Genomic DNA, 16,341 nt, shown 5'->3' with positions numbered 1-16,341 from the left:
GGCAGGAGCGGCACACATGAGGGCACGTGCATTGGCGGTTCTGGGGACAGGATCGGATGTCGGGAAGAGTCTGCTGACGTCCGGGTTGTGCAGGCTCTTCCTGCGAGCCGGGGTACGGGTTGCTCCGTTCAAGGCGCAGAACATGTCGAATAACTCCTATGTCACGCCGGACGGGAACGAAATCGGCCGGGCGCAGGCGTTGCAGGCGCAGGCTTGTGGACTTGACCCCGATGCGGACATGAATCCGGTTTTGATGAAGCCGGAGTCGGATCGCAGCGCGCAGATCGTTGTGCAAGGGAAGGTGTGGGGGAAGGCGGAAGCCCGAACCTATTTTCAGCAGCGGGCGGAACTGGCCGAGCGCGTGCGGGAGAGCTACGAACGACTGGCGAACCGCCATGAGTTGATCGTCATCGAGGGAGCGGGGAGCGCCGCAGAAATGAATTTGCGGGATCGCGACTTAGCCAATTGGTCCATGGTCGAACTGGCCGACGCACAAGTCGTGCTGGTGGCGGACATCGATCGCGGCGGCGTGTTCGCGCAGGTCATCGGCACGCTGGATCTTCTCGCTCCTCAGGAGAGGCAGCGGGTGATCGGCATCATCATCAATAAATTTCGCGGTGATGCCACATTGTTTGAGGACGGGGTGACATTCATCGAGCAGCGGACCGGACTTCCTGTGATCGGGGTTGTGCCCATGTTGCGCGACCTCGTGTTGGACGAAGAGGATAGCGTGGAGATCGAGCGAGCCCGTCACCGCGCATTTGCGCCGGATCGGATCAACATTGCCGTCGTTCTGCTGCCGCGAATGAGCAACTTTACGGATTTTGCCCGGTTGGCAGCCGAAGAAGATGTGATCCTTCGCTATGTCGCTGAACCGCGCGATCTCCCCGGGGCCGACATCATTGTGATTCCCGGCACAAAGAACACCATCGATGACTTGCGCCATCTCCGGCAATCTGGTTTTTCTGAGGCCTTCCGTGCGCATACTGCCCGGGGCGGTGAGTTACTTGGAATCTGTGGGGGGTATCAAATGCTGGGGCGCAGCATTGCCGATCCCGAAGAGGTGGAGTCCGGTGGTGTGGCGGAGGGATTTGGGTGGCTGGACGTGACCACGAGGATGCTGCCGACAAAAGTCACTCACCTGGTCGAGGCGCAGGCGCTGCATCTTGACCCCGGAACCGCCGGTGTCGTCCGGGGGTACTATATTCATATGGGTGAGACGGAACGCGGAGAGGCTCGTCCCTGCTTCCAAGTGCGTCCTGCGGGCAGTCCAAACTACAGCAGTTCATCATGGTCAGATCGTCTGGATGGGGCCATGAACAACACCGGATTCATCTGGGGTACCTACATCCATGGGGTGTTCGATCAGCCGGGCTTCCGGCGGGCCTGGTTGAATCAGGTTCGTCGGCGGAAGGGATGGCCGCCGATCAATGAGGAGGCTTCTGATAGGGTCTCACGCCGGTTCGATCGTGAACTGGATCGTTGGGCGGACCATTTGGCCAGCCATCTCCGTCAGATTGACATTCTTCGGATCCAGCCGGGCTCTTAGGCTGCATTCTCATACCGCTGCCGCGTTGTTCTTCATTTCCGTAACTCCCTCCGGGTTCCTCATCCGTCTCCTGAAGTGACAAGAATTGTCTGTCTGCGGGCAACAATGCGCCGGAAATGCCGGTCTTCAGTATTTGTCTGTTCCTGCCGATATTGATAGCACGGTGGGCCGATTGCACAGCCTGTGACAGCATTTGCGGCAGGAAGACCCAGTCAGAACCGTCCCGGGGCGATGGCGGCACAACAGTTGCGATTGTAGATGTGTTCCATATGTTCGTGCCTGAAACCAGGGCGTGAACAAATCAGCGATGACGGCGAACGTGAGGTAACGGATGGTAAAAACCAACCGTTTTCTTGCCAACCTGGCATAAGCGGCTACACTTGCTCATGACCAATGGTGATTTGGTCGCGAAGGAGGGGGGATCTATGAACGTGAAGATAGCGGCGCTCATTGTAGGGGCGGGGCTCTGTGTGATGGCGATGGGAATGCCGTCGTCTGTACGAGCAGGCGATGAAGCCGAGACGGCCGAATTGTTGATCGATCTGCTGAAGGCCGGGCGCGCCGTCGTGTCCGAGCACCAAGAGTTGATCAACGATGCCAGCAAGGGCAACAAGGGATTCACCGATGAGTTTCTTGCTCAACAAGTCATCGAGAAGTTCAAGGCCAAGACGCGCGTGGACCTGAGTCGCCCGAATGGCGCACCCCAAAGCGGCGTGCTGCTGGCTCTCTTGGAGGCGGAACGTGAAGTCGTCCTCGATGGGCAACCGGTCATCAATAAGCAGGGGGTGGGCTTCAAGGGATTCATCCCTGCCGTGTTCGGCCGGAAGGCAGGAGAAAAGTTTTACAAAAAGACCGGGATTCGATTGAAGCTCACCGGGATCGACTATCGCTATCCGGGAAACAAGCCGGATGACTTTGAGTCGGAAGTGTTGCACATGTTTGCCGATGCCCGGCATCCGAAGGGCCAGCAATATGTCAAGGCTACGATGGCCGGCGGGAAACCGGTGATGCGGGTCATGGACCCCGAATACGCCGGTGCCACCTGCCTGAGCTGTCACGGCGGGCCGAAAGGCGAGCGGGATATCACGGGAACAAAGAAAGAAGGCTGGAAAGAGGGAGATCTCGCCGGCGCAATCAGCGTGGTCATCCCTATGCGATAGGGTGTGTCATTTAATTCACGGATGGAGGCGGAGGAAGGACATTATGAGCAAGATTGTCGTCGTAGATGATTCGTATGCCGAACTGCAGATGATCGAAGGCTATTTGAAGGCGGCCAACCATACGGTGGTGTCTTTCCCGAATACGGACAAGCTCGAAGACAAAATCGCGGCTGAGAAGCCCGATCTCATCGTGATGGATGTGGTTATGCCGGGACGCAACGGGTTCCAGGCCTGCCGCGATTTGAAAAATGACGACCGGTTTAAGGGGATTCCCGTTGTGCTCTGCACCTCTAAAGGGCAGGAGAGCGACAAGTTTTGGGGCCAGCAGCAAGGGGCCAACGGCCATGTGGTCAAGCCTTTCAAGGCTGAGGATCTGCTCGCCGCGGTGAAGCGGGCCATGAGTTAACCCTTCGGAAGATTGCGTCCAGCGGACATTCTTGAAGGAAGCGATATGGAACCAGCTCTCGAACTCGCACAGGTACCAGATACGGCTCCGGACCAGACCGGACGAGCAAAGGCCACGGTCTCCTCTCGCATTTGCCTGATGAGCCTCGGGGGAGAACTGTTTGCCGTCGATCTTCGCCAGGTTCGAGAAGTGTTCGAACCGGAATCTGTGACGCCCGTGCCCGGCATGCCGGCGATGTTGGTCGGCGTGGCGAATCTCAGAGGAACGGTGATGCCCTTGGCGGACTTGCGCCCGTCCCTGGGCGTGTCGTCGCACGGAGATCAGAAATTCGCGGTCGTCTTGCGGCACGGGCAGCAGCAGGTCGGGATCCTGATCGATGAGGTGCCGGAGATCCGGACGATTCATTCGGACGATCTTGTAAGTGCCGCATCTCGGGGACTGGCAGAAACTCGGCCGTTTGTCTCAGGCCTGGCAAAAATCGAGGAGCGCATGAGCAGTGTGATGGACGTATCTAAATTGTTGGCCTGTGTTGAAGGGGTAGCCGAGTAAACGCGCGCGACGCGGACAAACTGTCACGAGAGTCTCTAACGGTCTGGTCAGGAAGGATCACCTCGAGGGGTGAGAGGAGGACGGTATGGCGAGGAACGGTAAGTCGGGGTTTTCGGTGCAGTCATGGTTTCGAAACCTGAAGACGCTGCCGAAGCTCATTATGGGGTTTTCGGCGGTCGGGGCGATCATGATCCTGGTCGGTCTGGTCGGTTTGATCGGTTTGAACCGTCTGAAAGGCGAGTTGCAGAACATTTACCACGGATCGACCCTGGCGCTTTCAAATACCGGGGTGAGCAGTACCAACCTGGGCTTGTATCACGATGCGCTGCTGAACGCGGGGCGTCAAACACGCAAGAGCGATTTCGAGGATGCCATCGCTCCGCTCGCGGAATTGAAGAAAGAGACCTTGAGCCCGCTGTCATCGTATCAGGCGAATGAAGCGCATGAGTCGTCGACGGGGCGCAGCGAGGCGAAGGACGTCGCAGCGCTCCGCACTGCGCTGGCTGAATATTTTTCCTCGACGGACGGTGCGGTGAGCGCCTTCGCTGACAGCTTTTCCAGCGGGCTGTCCGACGATCAGAAGCAAAGCATGCGGGACCTGGGTAACTTGGCGCTTAACGTCGAAGTGGCGAACAAGTACAGCACGGCGACGCTTCGGGTGCGGGAATTGATGACGACCATTCGGGAAGTGGCGAAGGATCTGAACGACAACGGGCAGGCGGAGGCCGCGTATCGTACGAACGTTGTGCTTTTGGGAGGGCTTCTGGCCCTCATCGTGGGAGGTGCGATCGGGTATTTCCTGGCGAGATATATCGCCCGCAACATTGTGCATGTGGCCGATGTCGCTGAGCAAGCCGCGGCGGGTAATCTGCAGGCCCGGGCGAAACTCGAGAGCGACGACGAGGTGGGCCACATGGCCAAAGCGTTCAACTCCATGTTGGATCGAATCACAGCCCTGGTATCCACCGAGGAAGAACGAGACATCATGCAAAAGCGGTTGATGCAGTTTCTCGTGCTGGTGTCTGATGTCGGTAAGGGGGATCTGACGAAGCGCGGTGAAGTGACGGCCGACATGTTCGGAAACTTGGCCGACGGTTTCAACCTCATGATTCAGCGGTTCGCGCAGTTGATGCGCCAGGTCCGCGAAGCGGCGGAACGCGTCAATAAGTCAGCAGGGACGTTGCGTGATAACGCCGGACAGATGGCCGGGACGGCCAAACATCAAGCCGATGAGTCGGTCAAGGCCCTGGGCGCGGTCGAACAATTGGCGGCCTCGATGCGTCAGGTGTCGGAGACCGCCGGGGCGTCTTCAGAATCGGCGCGCCAAGTGTTGCAGGCCACCGAACGAGGCCGTGTCGCGGTGCAGGAAACCGTGCAGGACATGCAGAGCATCCGTGCAGCGGTGCAACGCATGTCGAAGCAGGTGAAGGCCCTCGGCGACCGCTCCCTGGAAATTTCGCAAATCGTGTCGACGATTCGAGACATTGCAAATCAGACGAACCTCCTGGCGCTCAACGCCGCCATCGAGGCCGCCGGCGCCGGAGAGGCCGGAGCGCGGTTCGCCGTCGTCGCCGACCAGGTCAGAAAACTCGCCGAAAGTTCGACGCAAGCGACGCGCGAAATTGCCGACCTCGTCAAAGTCATTCAGAGTGAAACGCAGGATGCCGTGGTGGCCATGGAACATGAAACCCAGGCCGTGGAAGCGGGATCCGCCTCGGCCCTGCGCACGGGCGACGTGTTTAAGGAAATTTCCACGATCGCGCAACGCTCCGCCGAATTGGCCCAGAGCATTGCGTCGTCGGCCGCCGATCAGACGGCGTCGACGGATAAAGTGGGTCGATCGATCAAGGACTTCACCGGCGGTGCCGTGGCCACCCAGAAGGCGACGGACTCGGCGCGCATGACCGTCGAAGACATGGCCAAGCTGGCCGAGAGTCTGACGGCGTCGGTGTCCCAATTCAAACTGGCCTAACCAGACTACCCGGAGAACCATGCGTTCTCCGGGTAAGAAGGGATTCGGATGAGCGCGGAATTCGACCAAGAGAATCTGATCGGCATCTTCCTGGCTGAAGCGTCGGATGGGATGGCCACGCTCAAGACGGCGCTCCATCCGGTGGACGGAGCGGTGCCCAGTGCCCAGCAACTACAAAGGCACTACATCGTGGCCCATCGTATTCGCGGTGCGGCGGCGCTCTACGGGTATCAGGGTATTGCCCAGCTGGGGGAACGACTGGAAGCGCTGTGCGAGCAGGCGGAGTCTATCTCCGGGTCCGAATGGCTACGCGCCGTAGGGGCGATGCGGGAAATTATTCAAGCCGTGCAGTCGCAACTCGATGTTATCGGGCAAGGCGGGGCAGAAGATCAGGCCACCATTGAACGGTGTCTGGTCGTGTCGTCCGGCTTTCTTCACGAGGAGTCCACGGGGCGACAGGTATCCGCTGCTCAGCTCGAAGCCAGACCAGCCTGCAATCCCGAGGCGGAGCCGCTGAGTCGACAGTACCTGATTCCCGATTTGGATGAGGAGGTATTGTCCTATTTTGTCCCGGAGGCGGTTGAGTATCTCGATACGATCGACAGTCTGATTCGCGCCCTGCAGGCGCGTCCGGCAGACGATGAGGCGATGTACCGGTTCTTCAGGACGGCGCATACCCTTAAAGGGTCCGGTTATACAGTCGGATTTGCCGTGATCGGCGATCTGGCTCATCCGATGGAAGAATGTCTGGTTGCGGTGCGGGAGGAACGGCGACAGCTCACTGATGAGCTCTTTGAAGGGATGACGCGGGCGGTCAATACGCTTCGGGTCTTGCTGCGCCGGGATCCCGACCAGTTTCAGCGGCTTCAGCAGGAAGTGCCCTCGACAATCTGCCGCTTGCGTCAGATTCGGGACGGAGAGGCGATGGTGATGGGTCCTCAGGTGTCTGTGCCCCTCGCCCAGCCCGCAGCCGCCGCTGAAGTGTCGGGGCCGGATCAAGTGACATCGCCGGTGAGAGGGGCGGAGGAGCCATTGCCGGGCCTTTCTCCCGAGTACCTCGTTCCTCAGCTGGACTCGGAGGTGTTGTCGTATTTCGCTCCTGAAGCCCAAGAGTATCTGGAGACACTTGAGGCAAATTTCCTCAAGCTGGACAAGGATCCTAGCAATGCGGAACTCATTAATCAGTTGTTCCGTACTGCCCACACGTTAAAGGGGTCCGCGTATACCGTGGGATTCCAATCGATCGGCGACCTCGTTCACCATGTGGAAGATTTCATGGGGGCGGTGCGCGACGGGATAATGGCTGTATTGCCGGGCCACACCGACCTCTTGCTCCGCTCGATCGACGTGGTGCGTGTGCTTATGCGACGCGATCCGTCCATGCTGGCCTCCACGCAACAGCGGTTTGCGAAGGCGCTGTCCGAACTCAAATGCCTGCATGAGGGCGGGCTTCCATCAGAGGCTGCGGTGCCGGCGACGGCTGAATCGCTTGAACCATCGGCGCAACAGAGCAGCGGAAACCAGGAGGCGCCAGCGCAGGCTAAGGTTGCCGATGGAAAGACCTCGGAGGATCGAGAGGTCATCCGTGTCAGCCGGGATCGGTTGGAGCGGTTGCTGAATCTGGTCGGCGAGCTGGTGATCGGCCGTGGCCGCTTAGAGCAACGCTTGCGGGTCCTGGAACAACTGTCTCAACAGGTCTTGGCATGCAAGACCCGGCTGGTGGATGCCGTCCAGTCGTTTGAAGAAAAGCACACCTTCACATTTCCGACGGCGCCGTCGAGCCCGTCGGAGCCGAGCGGGCCGGGAATCGCCGGGCTCAGTGATTTCGGGAGTCTGGAATTTGACAAATACGACGATTTCAATATTCTGGCCCGCCGGATCAGCGAAGTGACTGCGGACATTTCCGAGTCCATGTCGCAACTGAGCGGATCGATCCGGCGGTCGCATGACGACATGAGCCAGCTGCAACAGTTGACGCTTGGTATGCGGGATGAGATCGCTCGCGCCCGCATGGTGCCCGTCGGCACGCCGTTCACCAGGTTCCGACGGGCGATTCGCGAAATAGCCCGCGCCTCAGGAAAAGAGGTGTCCCTTGTGACCTCGGGCGAACACACTGAAGTGGATACCGGAGTCGTGGAACGATTGGTCGACCCCTTGGTGCATCTCGTCCGCAATGCGGTGTACCACGGCATTGAGTCTGCCGCGGACCGGCTGGCAAAAGGCAAGCCGGCGGTCGGCACCGTGTATCTGCACGCGGCCCATCGCGGGAACTCGATCATCATCGAAGTGGAAGATGACGGCGCCGGCCTCGATCTCAAGAGGATTCGTGAGAAGGCGGTGAAGTTGGGGCTGGTGCGGGCAGAGCAGGCGCTGTCCATGCCGGATGCCGAAGTCTTGAAGTGTATCTTTGCCCCAGGGTTTTCAACCGCCGACAAAGTGGGCGACCAGGCCGGGCGCGGTGTGGGACTGGATGTGGTCAAGCGAGTGATCGAAGGGATGAACGGGCATATCGACGTCGAATCGGTTCCCGGCGTCGGAACGAAATTTACGCTTGATTTGCCCCTTACCCTGCTCATTGCCACCGCGTTGTTGGTGCGCGCAGGGTCTGAGCGGTATGCGATTCCGCTGCCGAGTGTCCGCGAGGTCACGATGCCGACTGCCGCATCACTCCAACATATGGGCGATCGTGCCATGCTGCACATCGGTGAAGCCGCGGTGGATCTCTATTCGCTCCGCCATCTGCTGCGTCGTGAAGTCGGGACGGTGGATAGCAGCATGCCCGTGGTGATTGTGCGGACCGTCTCCGGTCCGGTCGGGCTGGCGGTCGATGAGTTGCTGGGGCGCCAGGAAATCGTCATCAAGACGCTGGGGGCGTTGAAGCCGATGGAGCGATCATTCTTCGGCGGCGCCACGATCGATCCTGAAGGACGGGTTATTCTGGTCATCGATCCGGGCCGCTTGTTCGCCCGCGAATCGAAGGAATCGCTGGCAGTGACGACCGTGACGGAATCCACGTTGCTCCCGGAGTACGAGGGCGGGCATGGAGCGGCCTCTGAAGAGAAGATTCTCGCCCCGATTCTTCTGATCGACGATTCCCTCAGTATTCGCAAATTCGTCGGACGGATGCTGGAGAATGCGGGGTATCAAGTCGAGACGGCGGTGGACGGGGAGGACGGTTTGAGAAAGGCCTCTGCCCAGGCGTACCGGTTGATTATTACGGACCTTGAAATGCCGAAGCTGAACGGGTTTGAAGTCATTCAGGCTCTGAGGAGCCGTTCGCAAACGCAGCAGACTCCGGTGGTCGTGATGACCACTCGTGCGGGAGACAAACATCGCCAAATGGCGATTAACATCGGGGCCAGCGCGTATATCGCAAAGCCGGTTGAAGAGCGTGCGCTGCTGCAGGAAGTGGAACGGTGGGTGGGGCAGGCGCAGATCGTCCGCCAGTAGTGCGAACGGTGCCGATGGAGGATCTGTTGTGGGCAGGGAGGCGGGAACCCATGGCTGATGAGGCTGCGGCATGAGTTTGCGTGGACAGGGAGCAGGCACTCGCTCGCTGGTGTCGATGGATCGCTATCTCATCGCGACGGTCGGCGCGATGAGGATTGCGGTCTCTGCTGAAACCGTAGCGGGTCTCCTGACGATCGCAGAGAGTGGCTCGATCGAGGCCCCGATGGTACAGGGGCAGCTGTATGCGGCGGTGGATCTGGCCGCCAGACTGGGAGTTGTTCCGGAGGAGGATGGGCCGGATACGAGAGTGATTCTCCTGGCACAGGGGACTGCGCGGGCCAGCGTGCGAGTGGCTTCTGTCCATGGCCTGATCGAATGTGAAGGACGGCGGGTACTTCCCCTTCCGCGTCAGTTTCGCGGGGAGGAGCGAGGCTGGTATGGCGGACTGCTGCTCTTTGGCGAGGGGGTGGCTATCGTGCTGCAAACCCAGTGGCTCTTGGGGGGGGCTGAAGCCCTGTCGTCTTCGGGGCGTGTGTCCCAGGGGTACAGTCAGTCGCTCGTGTCGAACACGGCGGCGCCGGCAGTCGGGAGAGGCATGTCATGTTGAGAGGAACGGTCGGTCGGCAGCAAAAAGTTGAGCCCCGCTCCTGTCACCTCCTGGTGTTTACGGTTGGCGGACGGCGGTTGGCGGCAAGGACTGATGAAGTCGGAGGAATCTCCCCGTGGACAGGGAGCCTTCCGGTTCCCAGTCGGACGCCGTTTGTGTCGGCGGTGGTGAGACAGGACCGCGGCGTCTTTCCGGTATTCAACTTAGCCGGATTGCTGCAGGTGACGGTGCAAGGGGAGTTCACGTTGTGCCTGCTCGCGAAGCAACCGTGGGGCCCGATGGCCATTTGCATCGATGAGGAGATGCCTAGCCTGCATACCCTCGATGTGGCCTCGGTGCGCCCGTATCAGGGGAACGAATTTCCTGCTGCGGGGACGTTTTCAGTGGGGTTCGACGAAATCCCCATCATTTCTCTCGCACGATTAGGAAACGCATAAGACGCATTCAAAGCGGGATGGCGGTAGAAGGGAGCCGGTATGCCGAAGATCCTAGTGGCGGACGATAGCATTGCAGTCAGGAAAGTGGCCGAGCGGTTGCTCACTGAGGCCGGTCTCGGGGTTACCTTGGCCGCGAATGGCGAAGAGGCCTTGGCGTACCTCTCAAAAGAGCACCCGGATGTGATTATCTCGGATGTGATTATGCCCGACAAGAGCGGGTACGAAGTCTGCGCGTTCGTTCGCGGCAATGCCGCGTTGGCGGAAACCCCGGTCCTTCTGATTTCGGGTATTGTGAATGAGGACGTGACCAGGCAAGCCGAGTCATGCCATGCCAACGGGGTGTTGAAGAAGCCCTTTCAGGGGACCTCGCTCAAAGATCGGGTGCTAGAACTCATCGCCAAGCGTCAAACGCCTGCCGCCCGGCCGGCGCCGTCTGTTCCTCAGCCCGCCGCAGCTGTTACGGCTGAACCCTGGGCCGGTCCCAGGATTACCGAAGAGCAATTGGAGACGTATCAGCAAGCGGCAGCTCGGCTGCAGGAGATGGACGCACAATTGAAAGCCGAGCGGGACCGAGCGGACGGGCTCGCCAGGCGTGTCTCCGAACTGGAGGCGGTGGCAGGACGCGCCCAGGAGCTGGAAGGCGCCATGGAGTCCGAGCGTCAGCGAGTGGCGGAACTCAGTTCGCTTTCCGAGCGGGCGGCGTTGCTGGAGGCCGCCTTGCTTGAGGAGCAACAGCAGGTTGCCGCTTTGCGGGTGGAAGTCGCTTCGGGTGAGCAGGTGCAGGCGCAGGTTAAGGAGCTGCAGTCGGCATTGGAAGCTGAACGGGCAGCCGCGCATCAGTATCGGGAGCAATTCACCGATTTTCAAAAGGCGACGGCTCAGGTTGACGCGCTGGAAGAGGCGCTGCAAGCCGAACGTGCGGCGGCGGCCCAACTGGTGCAGCAATTAACCGCGCTGGAAAAGGCGGCGGCTCGTGCCAAGGAATTGGAAGCGCTGCTGGCGCGAGAGGAACGTCGCGCGGCCGATTGTGAACTGCAAGCGAAAGCCGCGGAGACCGCGTTGACGGAGGACAGGGCTCGTCTGGAGGAATTGAGTGCGCGCCTGGCGACAGCAGAGCGCAGCATCGCACGCGTAGCGGAGCTTGAAAGTACATTGGCAGAGATGACGCAAAGGGTCAGTGCAGGGACGGCCAGGGTTGAGGAGCTGGAAAAAGCTGCCGCCAAAATGCAGGAGGTGGAAGGGCTCCTTGCGACCGAGCGGGATCGGAACGGGTTATTGACCCGGCGAGTTGCGGAAGCTGAGCACGCCGCTGAGCAGGCCACCAAACGATTTGAGGACATGGCCCGCAAACTCGGTGAGATCGCAGGATTGGCTTCCCAGTTGGGCAATGGTAAGGGACGGGCTTGACCAGCCGGACCGGACTTCCCGCCTGACCTGTGCTTCGCAGGGGACTACGTACGATGTCCGTCGATGCAGATGATGAATTTCAGAAGGAGCTGATTACTCTCTTTGTCCAAGAGGCGCAAGAGTGGTTGCAGCAGATTCATGTCGCGCTGGATGAACTGCAGCAGGGGCCGCCGGCAGACCGCCATACCAAACTCGCCCAAACCATGAAGGCCGGTCTCACGAATCTTGGTGGGTCGGCCGCCATGATCAGTCTCAGTGAGATCGAACAGGCCAGTTTCGCCGCACTGTCTTTTGTCGAAGCGGTGGAAAATCCGGCTGCGGCGTTGTCCGCAAGCGCCTTTCTTGCCCTCTGTAAACAACTCGGACACATTCACAGTGCATTGACTCGCGCAACCGGTGTGACATTCGATGCCGAGTCATCGGTCTGCTCCGAAGCGGTGCCCGCCACGATGTCCACATCGGATTTGCTGGCCGCGCTGCAGAGCTTGTTATCGCGCCAAACCGGGGCGACCGACATGGCGCGCAATGTAACGCGGACGTTGATTGCCCAAATAGAAGGATTGATACAAACCGGTGTGACGGAATGCGACGCGCATTCACTGCGAAGCTTTCTCATCCGCGTGGCTGACGCCGAGCAGACATTCTTGGACGCGGTTCAGCAACAGGGGCCGATGGTGGTCGATGGCGTGGCACAGATGAGTCGCGGATTACGGGAATCGGACGGGATGTCGACGGGTGAAGGGCAAGCCCTGGTGGACCAGGTCAACGCGTTATGGGCGGCCTCGCAACAGGTCAATGCTCTGCAGGCCATGACGTTCTTTATGGGATTGCAGAGCTTTCTGACAATTGTGACGCAGCGGCGTGTGCTGCCGGAAGCCAGGCAGTTCGAATTGGTGGAACAGCGGCTCCGGGGCATACTGGGTCAGGCTCAGGAGTGGGCCGAGGCCGGCCGTATGGAGCGGGACGCGATCGACGCCCTTTTGCCGGCGGTCTAGATGGTCCATCTCCATGCTGGCACGCACGGGTCTGTCGATGGGTAGCGGTGGGGGGAAGTCGGTTGCAGGAAACGGGTGCTGCTGTATGAGCTTCGAGCGAGTGGTGTGCAACGGGAAGTGAGCATGAACAGAAGGGACCGGATGTCGATGCCGTGGTATCGGGAAACTGAAGCAGAATTGACGCGGTTGGCGTCGGCAGTTCACTGCCAAGATCACATTTGTCTCGATCGATTGACGTCGTTGTCCATGGACTTGGTGTCCTCGCTGACGCGGAATGATGAATTGATTGTGATGGCATTGTCGAGCCCGGCCGGTGATCCGCTCATGACAAATCTCCTGAACGTGGCGATTGTTACGACCAAAATGGGGATGAGGCTGGGCTATTTTGGCAAGGAGTTGGAGCGGCTGGCCCTGGCCGGGCTTGTCCACGATGTGGGATTGTGTGCGGTGCCCCGATCACTGGTTACGAAAGAGGGGCGTCTGAGTCCGGAAGAACGGATGGTCATTGAGCAACATCCCGAATTAGGATACGGGGTCATCAAGCGGGTCGGGCCTGAGTATCTGTGGCTGGCTCAGTTGGTGCGGCAGGCGCATGAGCGCACGAACGGTTTGGGCTATCCAAACCGGTTGAAAGGCCGACAGATCAGCGAAATGGCTCAGATTATCGGGGTCGCGGATGTGTTCGATGCGCTAATCAGCGAGAGGCCCTATCGACGCCGGATGCTCCCGCACGAAGCGATGAAGGAGTTGATGGTCGCAGAACGCCTGACCTTTCCGCGAGAGATCATCAAGGCGCTGGTCGAACAGTTGTCGGTGTATCCGCTGGGGACCACGGTTCGATTGACGACCGGAGAAACCGGCCTTGTCGTGGGGAGCAATCCACGGTATCCGCTGAGGCCGATTGTGAAGGTGGATGAGTCCCGGCTAGAGGATGGACATGCGAGCCGTCAGGTTGATTTGAGCCTGACCCCGCTCGTGGCTGTCATTGAAGCACTGAACCCTCCGGTTGTCGGGGACGTCATATTTGATTCGGAAATCGATGCGGTTGACGGACCGTTTCCTGCCAAGCCTGGGTCAGCTTCCGATCAGTTTTCCTCCTTGCTGGAGAGTCTTGATGTGATTGCCTTGGCCATTCAAGGCGTTGTGCAGACAAAGGAGGAGGAGTCCTCCAATGCGGAAGCAGATGGCAGTATGTCGGCACCGCGACAGGATCGGCAGGATGGGTCCGGTGAAAACAGCAATCCTAGTGCATTTATTCTTGAAGCTCGGGAATGTCTGGGGCATATAAAGCGTGCACTCGCCGAGCTTGCTTCGTGCTCTGGAGGAATTGATCGAACGCCTCTCTATGACTCTGTATTCAATGGAATGATCCGTCTTGTGACGGCGGCATCTAGCTCCCGCATGGAAGAGATCGAAGCACTTGCAGTTCAGGCGCTTCCTCTTTTTCGCCAGGCGGTCGGAGAGTGCCATGAATCATTCCGTGAGTTTGAAGCTGCTCTGGCAGGGATCGTGGCGGCGATCGATCGCTTAGCTTGCGAGGAGCATCACAAACAGGAAAATGCCTCAGCTCTCTGATCTGTATGAGGAACCTATCCTCCCCTGCGGAGTGTATCTTTCAGAATAGGTGCACAACTCCTCGATGTTATTGTGGGGCCCAACAGCTTGTGGCGTGATGGCCAAGCCGGCCGACGCATCTGATCGCTCTGCTAAATCGACTAAAAGTCTGCCTAATAATTGGGCGTATTGGTAGGAAGCGCGTCCGGGAAAGATCTTCCATCCCCATCCACACGGATATCCACAGGTCGCACACAGTTTTTGTGGACACAGGCTTCGGCGTGCCTTGTCCGAAATGCAAAACGCGTTATTGGCGCGGATGTGTACTCCAGACGACAGGCTTGCCGGAATAGACGAGGTACGGTATTCGCTGAAGAGATTTTTCTCGGCACCATCTTCCGATGAGAAATTACCAGCCGGAACTATCGGATGTTCAACGCAATCATGGCAAGCTGCAGGTCAGACGTAAGACAGTTGTGCAGACTGGATCGCGTCATATTGCTGTGTAGGTGGCATCGGATTGTCCGTTGTATCCGATGATGAACGGTTTCAAGATCATCACGGGATCGTTATAATCGGCTCCGGCTCACTTCCATTACCGTATCGTTTTACAGCGAGGATCCCGTGCCAAAACTGATTACCAGACCGCGACCTGAACAAATCGTGCAGCAGGCTCAAGATTATGTGAAATCGTACATCCTCCTTCCATCCGGGATTGTGGGGTTGATTTGCATGATCGGCGGCGTCGGTGGCCTGGGGTATCAATTGCTTGCGACCGACAGCTACACGTGGGGGACGTTTTATCAAAGTACGGGGTTGATTGTGCTTGGCGTGTTGATGGGCATCGCCCAAACACGCTATCATCAGTTTTTGCTTGCGCAGTTTCCTGAGGTACTTGCCGCCAGGATGAGGACGGCCACGGCAAAGAAGGGGAGCAAAGTCAAAAAAGACGCAGATCTTCCATCCATAGACCATCAAGGCCGGCAGCTTATTCCCGGCGCGTACTTCCTGGGTACGGCGTTGATCCTGGGATCCTCGTGGCTTGCGACTATGATGGGGCAGGTGGACGGTGTGCCGGCCTTGCTCTTGCCGTGGGCTGGTTTCTATTGGGCAAGGCTGTTTTTCTGGCGTGGACGGGTGTAGAGCTTCCGCAAGACCTACCGCTTTGAATGGCGTGACGATTTTTTCGGGATCTGCTTGGGAGGCTGCTTCAGTTTTCCTTCCAGTTCTGCCACGCGCTGCTCGAGATTTCTCACCAGTTGCCGGAGTTCAGGAAGGCGGGGAATGACGGCTTGGGCCTTCATCCAGGTTTCATGGGGCATTACCGGGGCACCGGAGACGATCTGATTCGGCTCCAGGCTGCGATTCACCCCCGCCCGCGCCGCGATCATCACCTGATCGCCGATCGAAATGTGATCGGCCAGGCCCGCTTGCCCGCCGATCATGACATGCCGGCCGATCGTCGTGCTTCCGGCAATACCGACCTGCGCGACGATGATGGAGTGCGCCCCGACCGTGACGTTGTGTGCGATCTGTACGAGGTTGTCGACCTTGGTGCCGGTCTTAATGACGGTCTGTCCCAGTGTGGCCCGGTCGATCGTGACGTTCGCGCCCAATTCCACATCGTCCTCGATGATCACGCCGCCGAGTTGTGGGATCTTGTGGTGCCGCCCTTGATGCTGAACGTAGCCGAACCCGTCCGATCCGATGACCGTTCCGCTGTGGATCACAACCCGCTTGCCGATCAAGCAGCCTTCACGCACGACGACGTTGGGGTAGAGGATCGAATCATCTCCGATAGTCGCGCCTGATCCGACAAAGACCCCAGGATAGAGGGTCACTCGGGCCCCGATCGTGACGCGGTCCCCCAATGCGACGAAGGGCCAGATGGAGACGTCTGCGCCGATCTCGACTGCTGTACCCCGTACCAGATCGTCGGCAATGCCTCGCGGGGGGGCGGAAGCGACAAAGAATTTCTGAGCTGTCTGGGCAAATGCCAGTTGAGGGTTGGCAACCACAATCTGAGGCACGGGAAGCTCTGCCAGATGGCGATGAACCAGGAGGGCTCCGGCGTTGCCGGCGCCGGGAGTCTTGCCGGCTTTGTCATTGGCAATAAACGATAGCGAGTGCGCATTGGCGTCGCTCAGCCCGGCAAGAGCGGTGAGCTGCGTATTCCCGTCGCCGTGCAACTCGCCACCCACCAGTTGATGCACCTGAGTGAGCGTCAGCTGAATCGAAGCTGTTGAGGCAGCCAT

At 59.1% G+C, this 16,341-nt stretch carries 13 protein-coding genes; 12 read left to right on the top strand and 1 reads right to left on the bottom strand.

Features of this window, described 5'->3' with window-relative positions; all coding sequences use genetic code 11:
- The first annotated feature begins 16 nt into the window (after window positions 1-16).
- The 12 genes from ACO9S2_RS15560 to ACO9S2_RS15505 all read left to right on the top strand — a co-directional run bounded on the left by ACO9S2_RS15560 (window position 17) and on the right by ACO9S2_RS15505 (window position 15,229).
- Complete coding sequence (locus ACO9S2_RS15560) at window positions 17-1,549, top strand: cobyric acid synthase (protein WP_423723304.1); 1,533 nt, start codon at window positions 17-19, stop codon at window positions 1,547-1,549.
- Between the two features lie 425 nt (window positions 1,550-1,974).
- Window positions 1,975-2,709, top strand: a complete 735-nt coding sequence (locus ACO9S2_RS15555) for a Tll0287-like domain-containing protein (protein ID WP_423723303.1) — start codon at window positions 1,975-1,977, stop codon at window positions 2,707-2,709.
- 43 nt (window positions 2,710-2,752) lie between these two features.
- Window positions 2,753-3,115, top strand: coding sequence for a response regulator transcription factor (locus ACO9S2_RS15550; protein WP_423723302.1), 363 nt, complete (start codon window positions 2,753-2,755; stop codon window positions 3,113-3,115).
- A 45-nt stretch (window positions 3,116-3,160) separates the two neighbouring features.
- Window positions 3,161-3,664: a chemotaxis protein CheW gene (locus ACO9S2_RS15545; protein WP_423723301.1), complete on the top strand. Its 504-nt coding sequence runs from the start codon at window positions 3,161-3,163 to the stop codon at window positions 3,662-3,664.
- Between the two features lie 85 nt (window positions 3,665-3,749).
- Window positions 3,750-5,636, top strand: a complete 1,887-nt coding sequence (locus tag ACO9S2_RS15540) for a HAMP domain-containing methyl-accepting chemotaxis protein (RefSeq protein ID WP_423723300.1) — start codon at window positions 3,750-3,752, stop codon at window positions 5,634-5,636.
- 48 nt (window positions 5,637-5,684) lie between these two features.
- Window positions 5,685-9,086 carry an Hpt domain-containing protein gene (locus ACO9S2_RS15535; protein WP_423723299.1) on the top strand — a complete coding sequence of 1,134 codons (3,402 nt, stop codon included), beginning with the start codon at window positions 5,685-5,687 and terminating at the stop codon, window positions 9,084-9,086.
- A gap of 70 nt (window positions 9,087-9,156) precedes the next feature.
- Window positions 9,157-9,693 carry a chemotaxis protein CheW gene (locus tag ACO9S2_RS15530; RefSeq protein WP_423723298.1) on the top strand — a complete coding sequence of 179 codons (537 nt, stop codon included), beginning with the start codon at window positions 9,157-9,159 and terminating at the stop codon, window positions 9,691-9,693.
- Window positions 9,687-10,130, top strand: coding sequence for a chemotaxis protein CheW (locus tag ACO9S2_RS15525; RefSeq protein ID WP_423723296.1), 444 nt, complete (start codon window positions 9,687-9,689; stop codon window positions 10,128-10,130). The genes ACO9S2_RS15530 and ACO9S2_RS15525 overlap by 7 nt, the downstream gene beginning before the upstream one ends.
- Before the next feature lie 39 nt (window positions 10,131-10,169).
- The gene (locus ACO9S2_RS15520) at window positions 10,170-11,537 is read left to right on the top strand and encodes a response regulator (RefSeq protein ID WP_423723295.1); all 1,368 of its coding nucleotides are present in this window, start codon (window positions 10,170-10,172) and stop codon (window positions 11,535-11,537) included.
- A 53-nt stretch (window positions 11,538-11,590) separates the two neighbouring features.
- Window positions 11,591-12,532 (top strand): hypothetical protein, encoded by a 942-nt coding sequence (locus ACO9S2_RS15515; RefSeq protein ID WP_423723294.1) that lies wholly within the window; start codon window positions 11,591-11,593, stop codon window positions 12,530-12,532.
- Window positions 12,533-12,856: 324 nt separating this feature from the next.
- Window positions 12,857-14,107, top strand: coding sequence for an HD-GYP domain-containing protein (locus tag ACO9S2_RS15510; protein ID WP_423723293.1), 1,251 nt, complete (start codon window positions 12,857-12,859; stop codon window positions 14,105-14,107).
- 603 nt (window positions 14,108-14,710) lie between these two features.
- Entirely contained in the window at window positions 14,711-15,229 is a 519-nt protein-coding gene (locus tag ACO9S2_RS15505; protein WP_423723292.1) for a hypothetical protein, read from the top strand.
- A gap of 14 nt (window positions 15,230-15,243) precedes the next feature.
- On the opposite strand, the gene lpxD is transcribed toward ACO9S2_RS15505, so the two are convergent.
- Entirely contained in the window at window positions 15,244-16,341 is a 1,098-nt protein-coding gene (gene lpxD / locus ACO9S2_RS15500) for a UDP-3-O-(3-hydroxymyristoyl)glucosamine N-acyltransferase (RefSeq protein WP_423723291.1), read from the bottom strand.

It is taken from the genome of Nitrospira sp. NS4 (genome assembly GCF_049546785.1).
GTDB lineage: Bacteria > Nitrospirota > Nitrospiria > Nitrospirales > Nitrospiraceae > Nitrospira_D.
The sequence above is the reverse complement of the archived record's forward strand: the minus strand, read 5'-3'. Positions and strand labels throughout refer to the sequence as shown.

What these genes read in the sequence shown, in the direction of transcription:
- ACO9S2_RS15530 (WP_423723298.1), top strand. Translation starts at nt 9,157, where the DNA reads ATGAGTTTGCGTGGACAGGGAGCAGGCACTCGCTCGCTGGTGTCGATG.
- ACO9S2_RS15510 (WP_423723293.1), top strand. Translation starts at nt 12,857, where the DNA reads ATGACAAATCTCCTGAACGTGGCGATTGTTACGACCAAAATGGGGATG.
- ACO9S2_RS15515 (WP_423723294.1), top strand. Translation starts at nt 11,591, where the DNA reads ATGTCCGTCGATGCAGATGATGAATTTCAGAAGGAGCTGATTACTCTC.
- ACO9S2_RS15560 (WP_423723304.1), top strand. Translation starts at nt 17, where the DNA reads ATGAGGGCACGTGCATTGGCGGTTCTGGGGACAGGATCGGATGTCGGG.
- ACO9S2_RS15525 (WP_423723296.1), top strand. Translation starts at nt 9,687, where the DNA reads ATGTTGAGAGGAACGGTCGGTCGGCAGCAAAAAGTTGAGCCCCGCTCC.
- lpxD (WP_423723291.1), bottom strand. Translation starts at nt 16,341, where the DNA reads ATGGCTGCCTCAACAGCTTCGATTCAGCTGACGCTCACTCAGGTGCAT.
- ACO9S2_RS15520 (WP_423723295.1), top strand. Translation starts at nt 10,170, where the DNA reads ATGCCGAAGATCCTAGTGGCGGACGATAGCATTGCAGTCAGGAAAGTG.
- ACO9S2_RS15555 (WP_423723303.1), top strand. Translation starts at nt 1,975, where the DNA reads ATGAACGTGAAGATAGCGGCGCTCATTGTAGGGGCGGGGCTCTGTGTG.
- ACO9S2_RS15545 (WP_423723301.1), top strand. Translation starts at nt 3,161, where the DNA reads ATGGAACCAGCTCTCGAACTCGCACAGGTACCAGATACGGCTCCGGAC.
- ACO9S2_RS15535 (WP_423723299.1), top strand. Translation starts at nt 5,685, where the DNA reads ATGAGCGCGGAATTCGACCAAGAGAATCTGATCGGCATCTTCCTGGCT.
- ACO9S2_RS15540 (WP_423723300.1), top strand. Translation starts at nt 3,750, where the DNA reads ATGGCGAGGAACGGTAAGTCGGGGTTTTCGGTGCAGTCATGGTTTCGA.
- ACO9S2_RS15550 (WP_423723302.1), top strand. Translation starts at nt 2,753, where the DNA reads ATGAGCAAGATTGTCGTCGTAGATGATTCGTATGCCGAACTGCAGATG.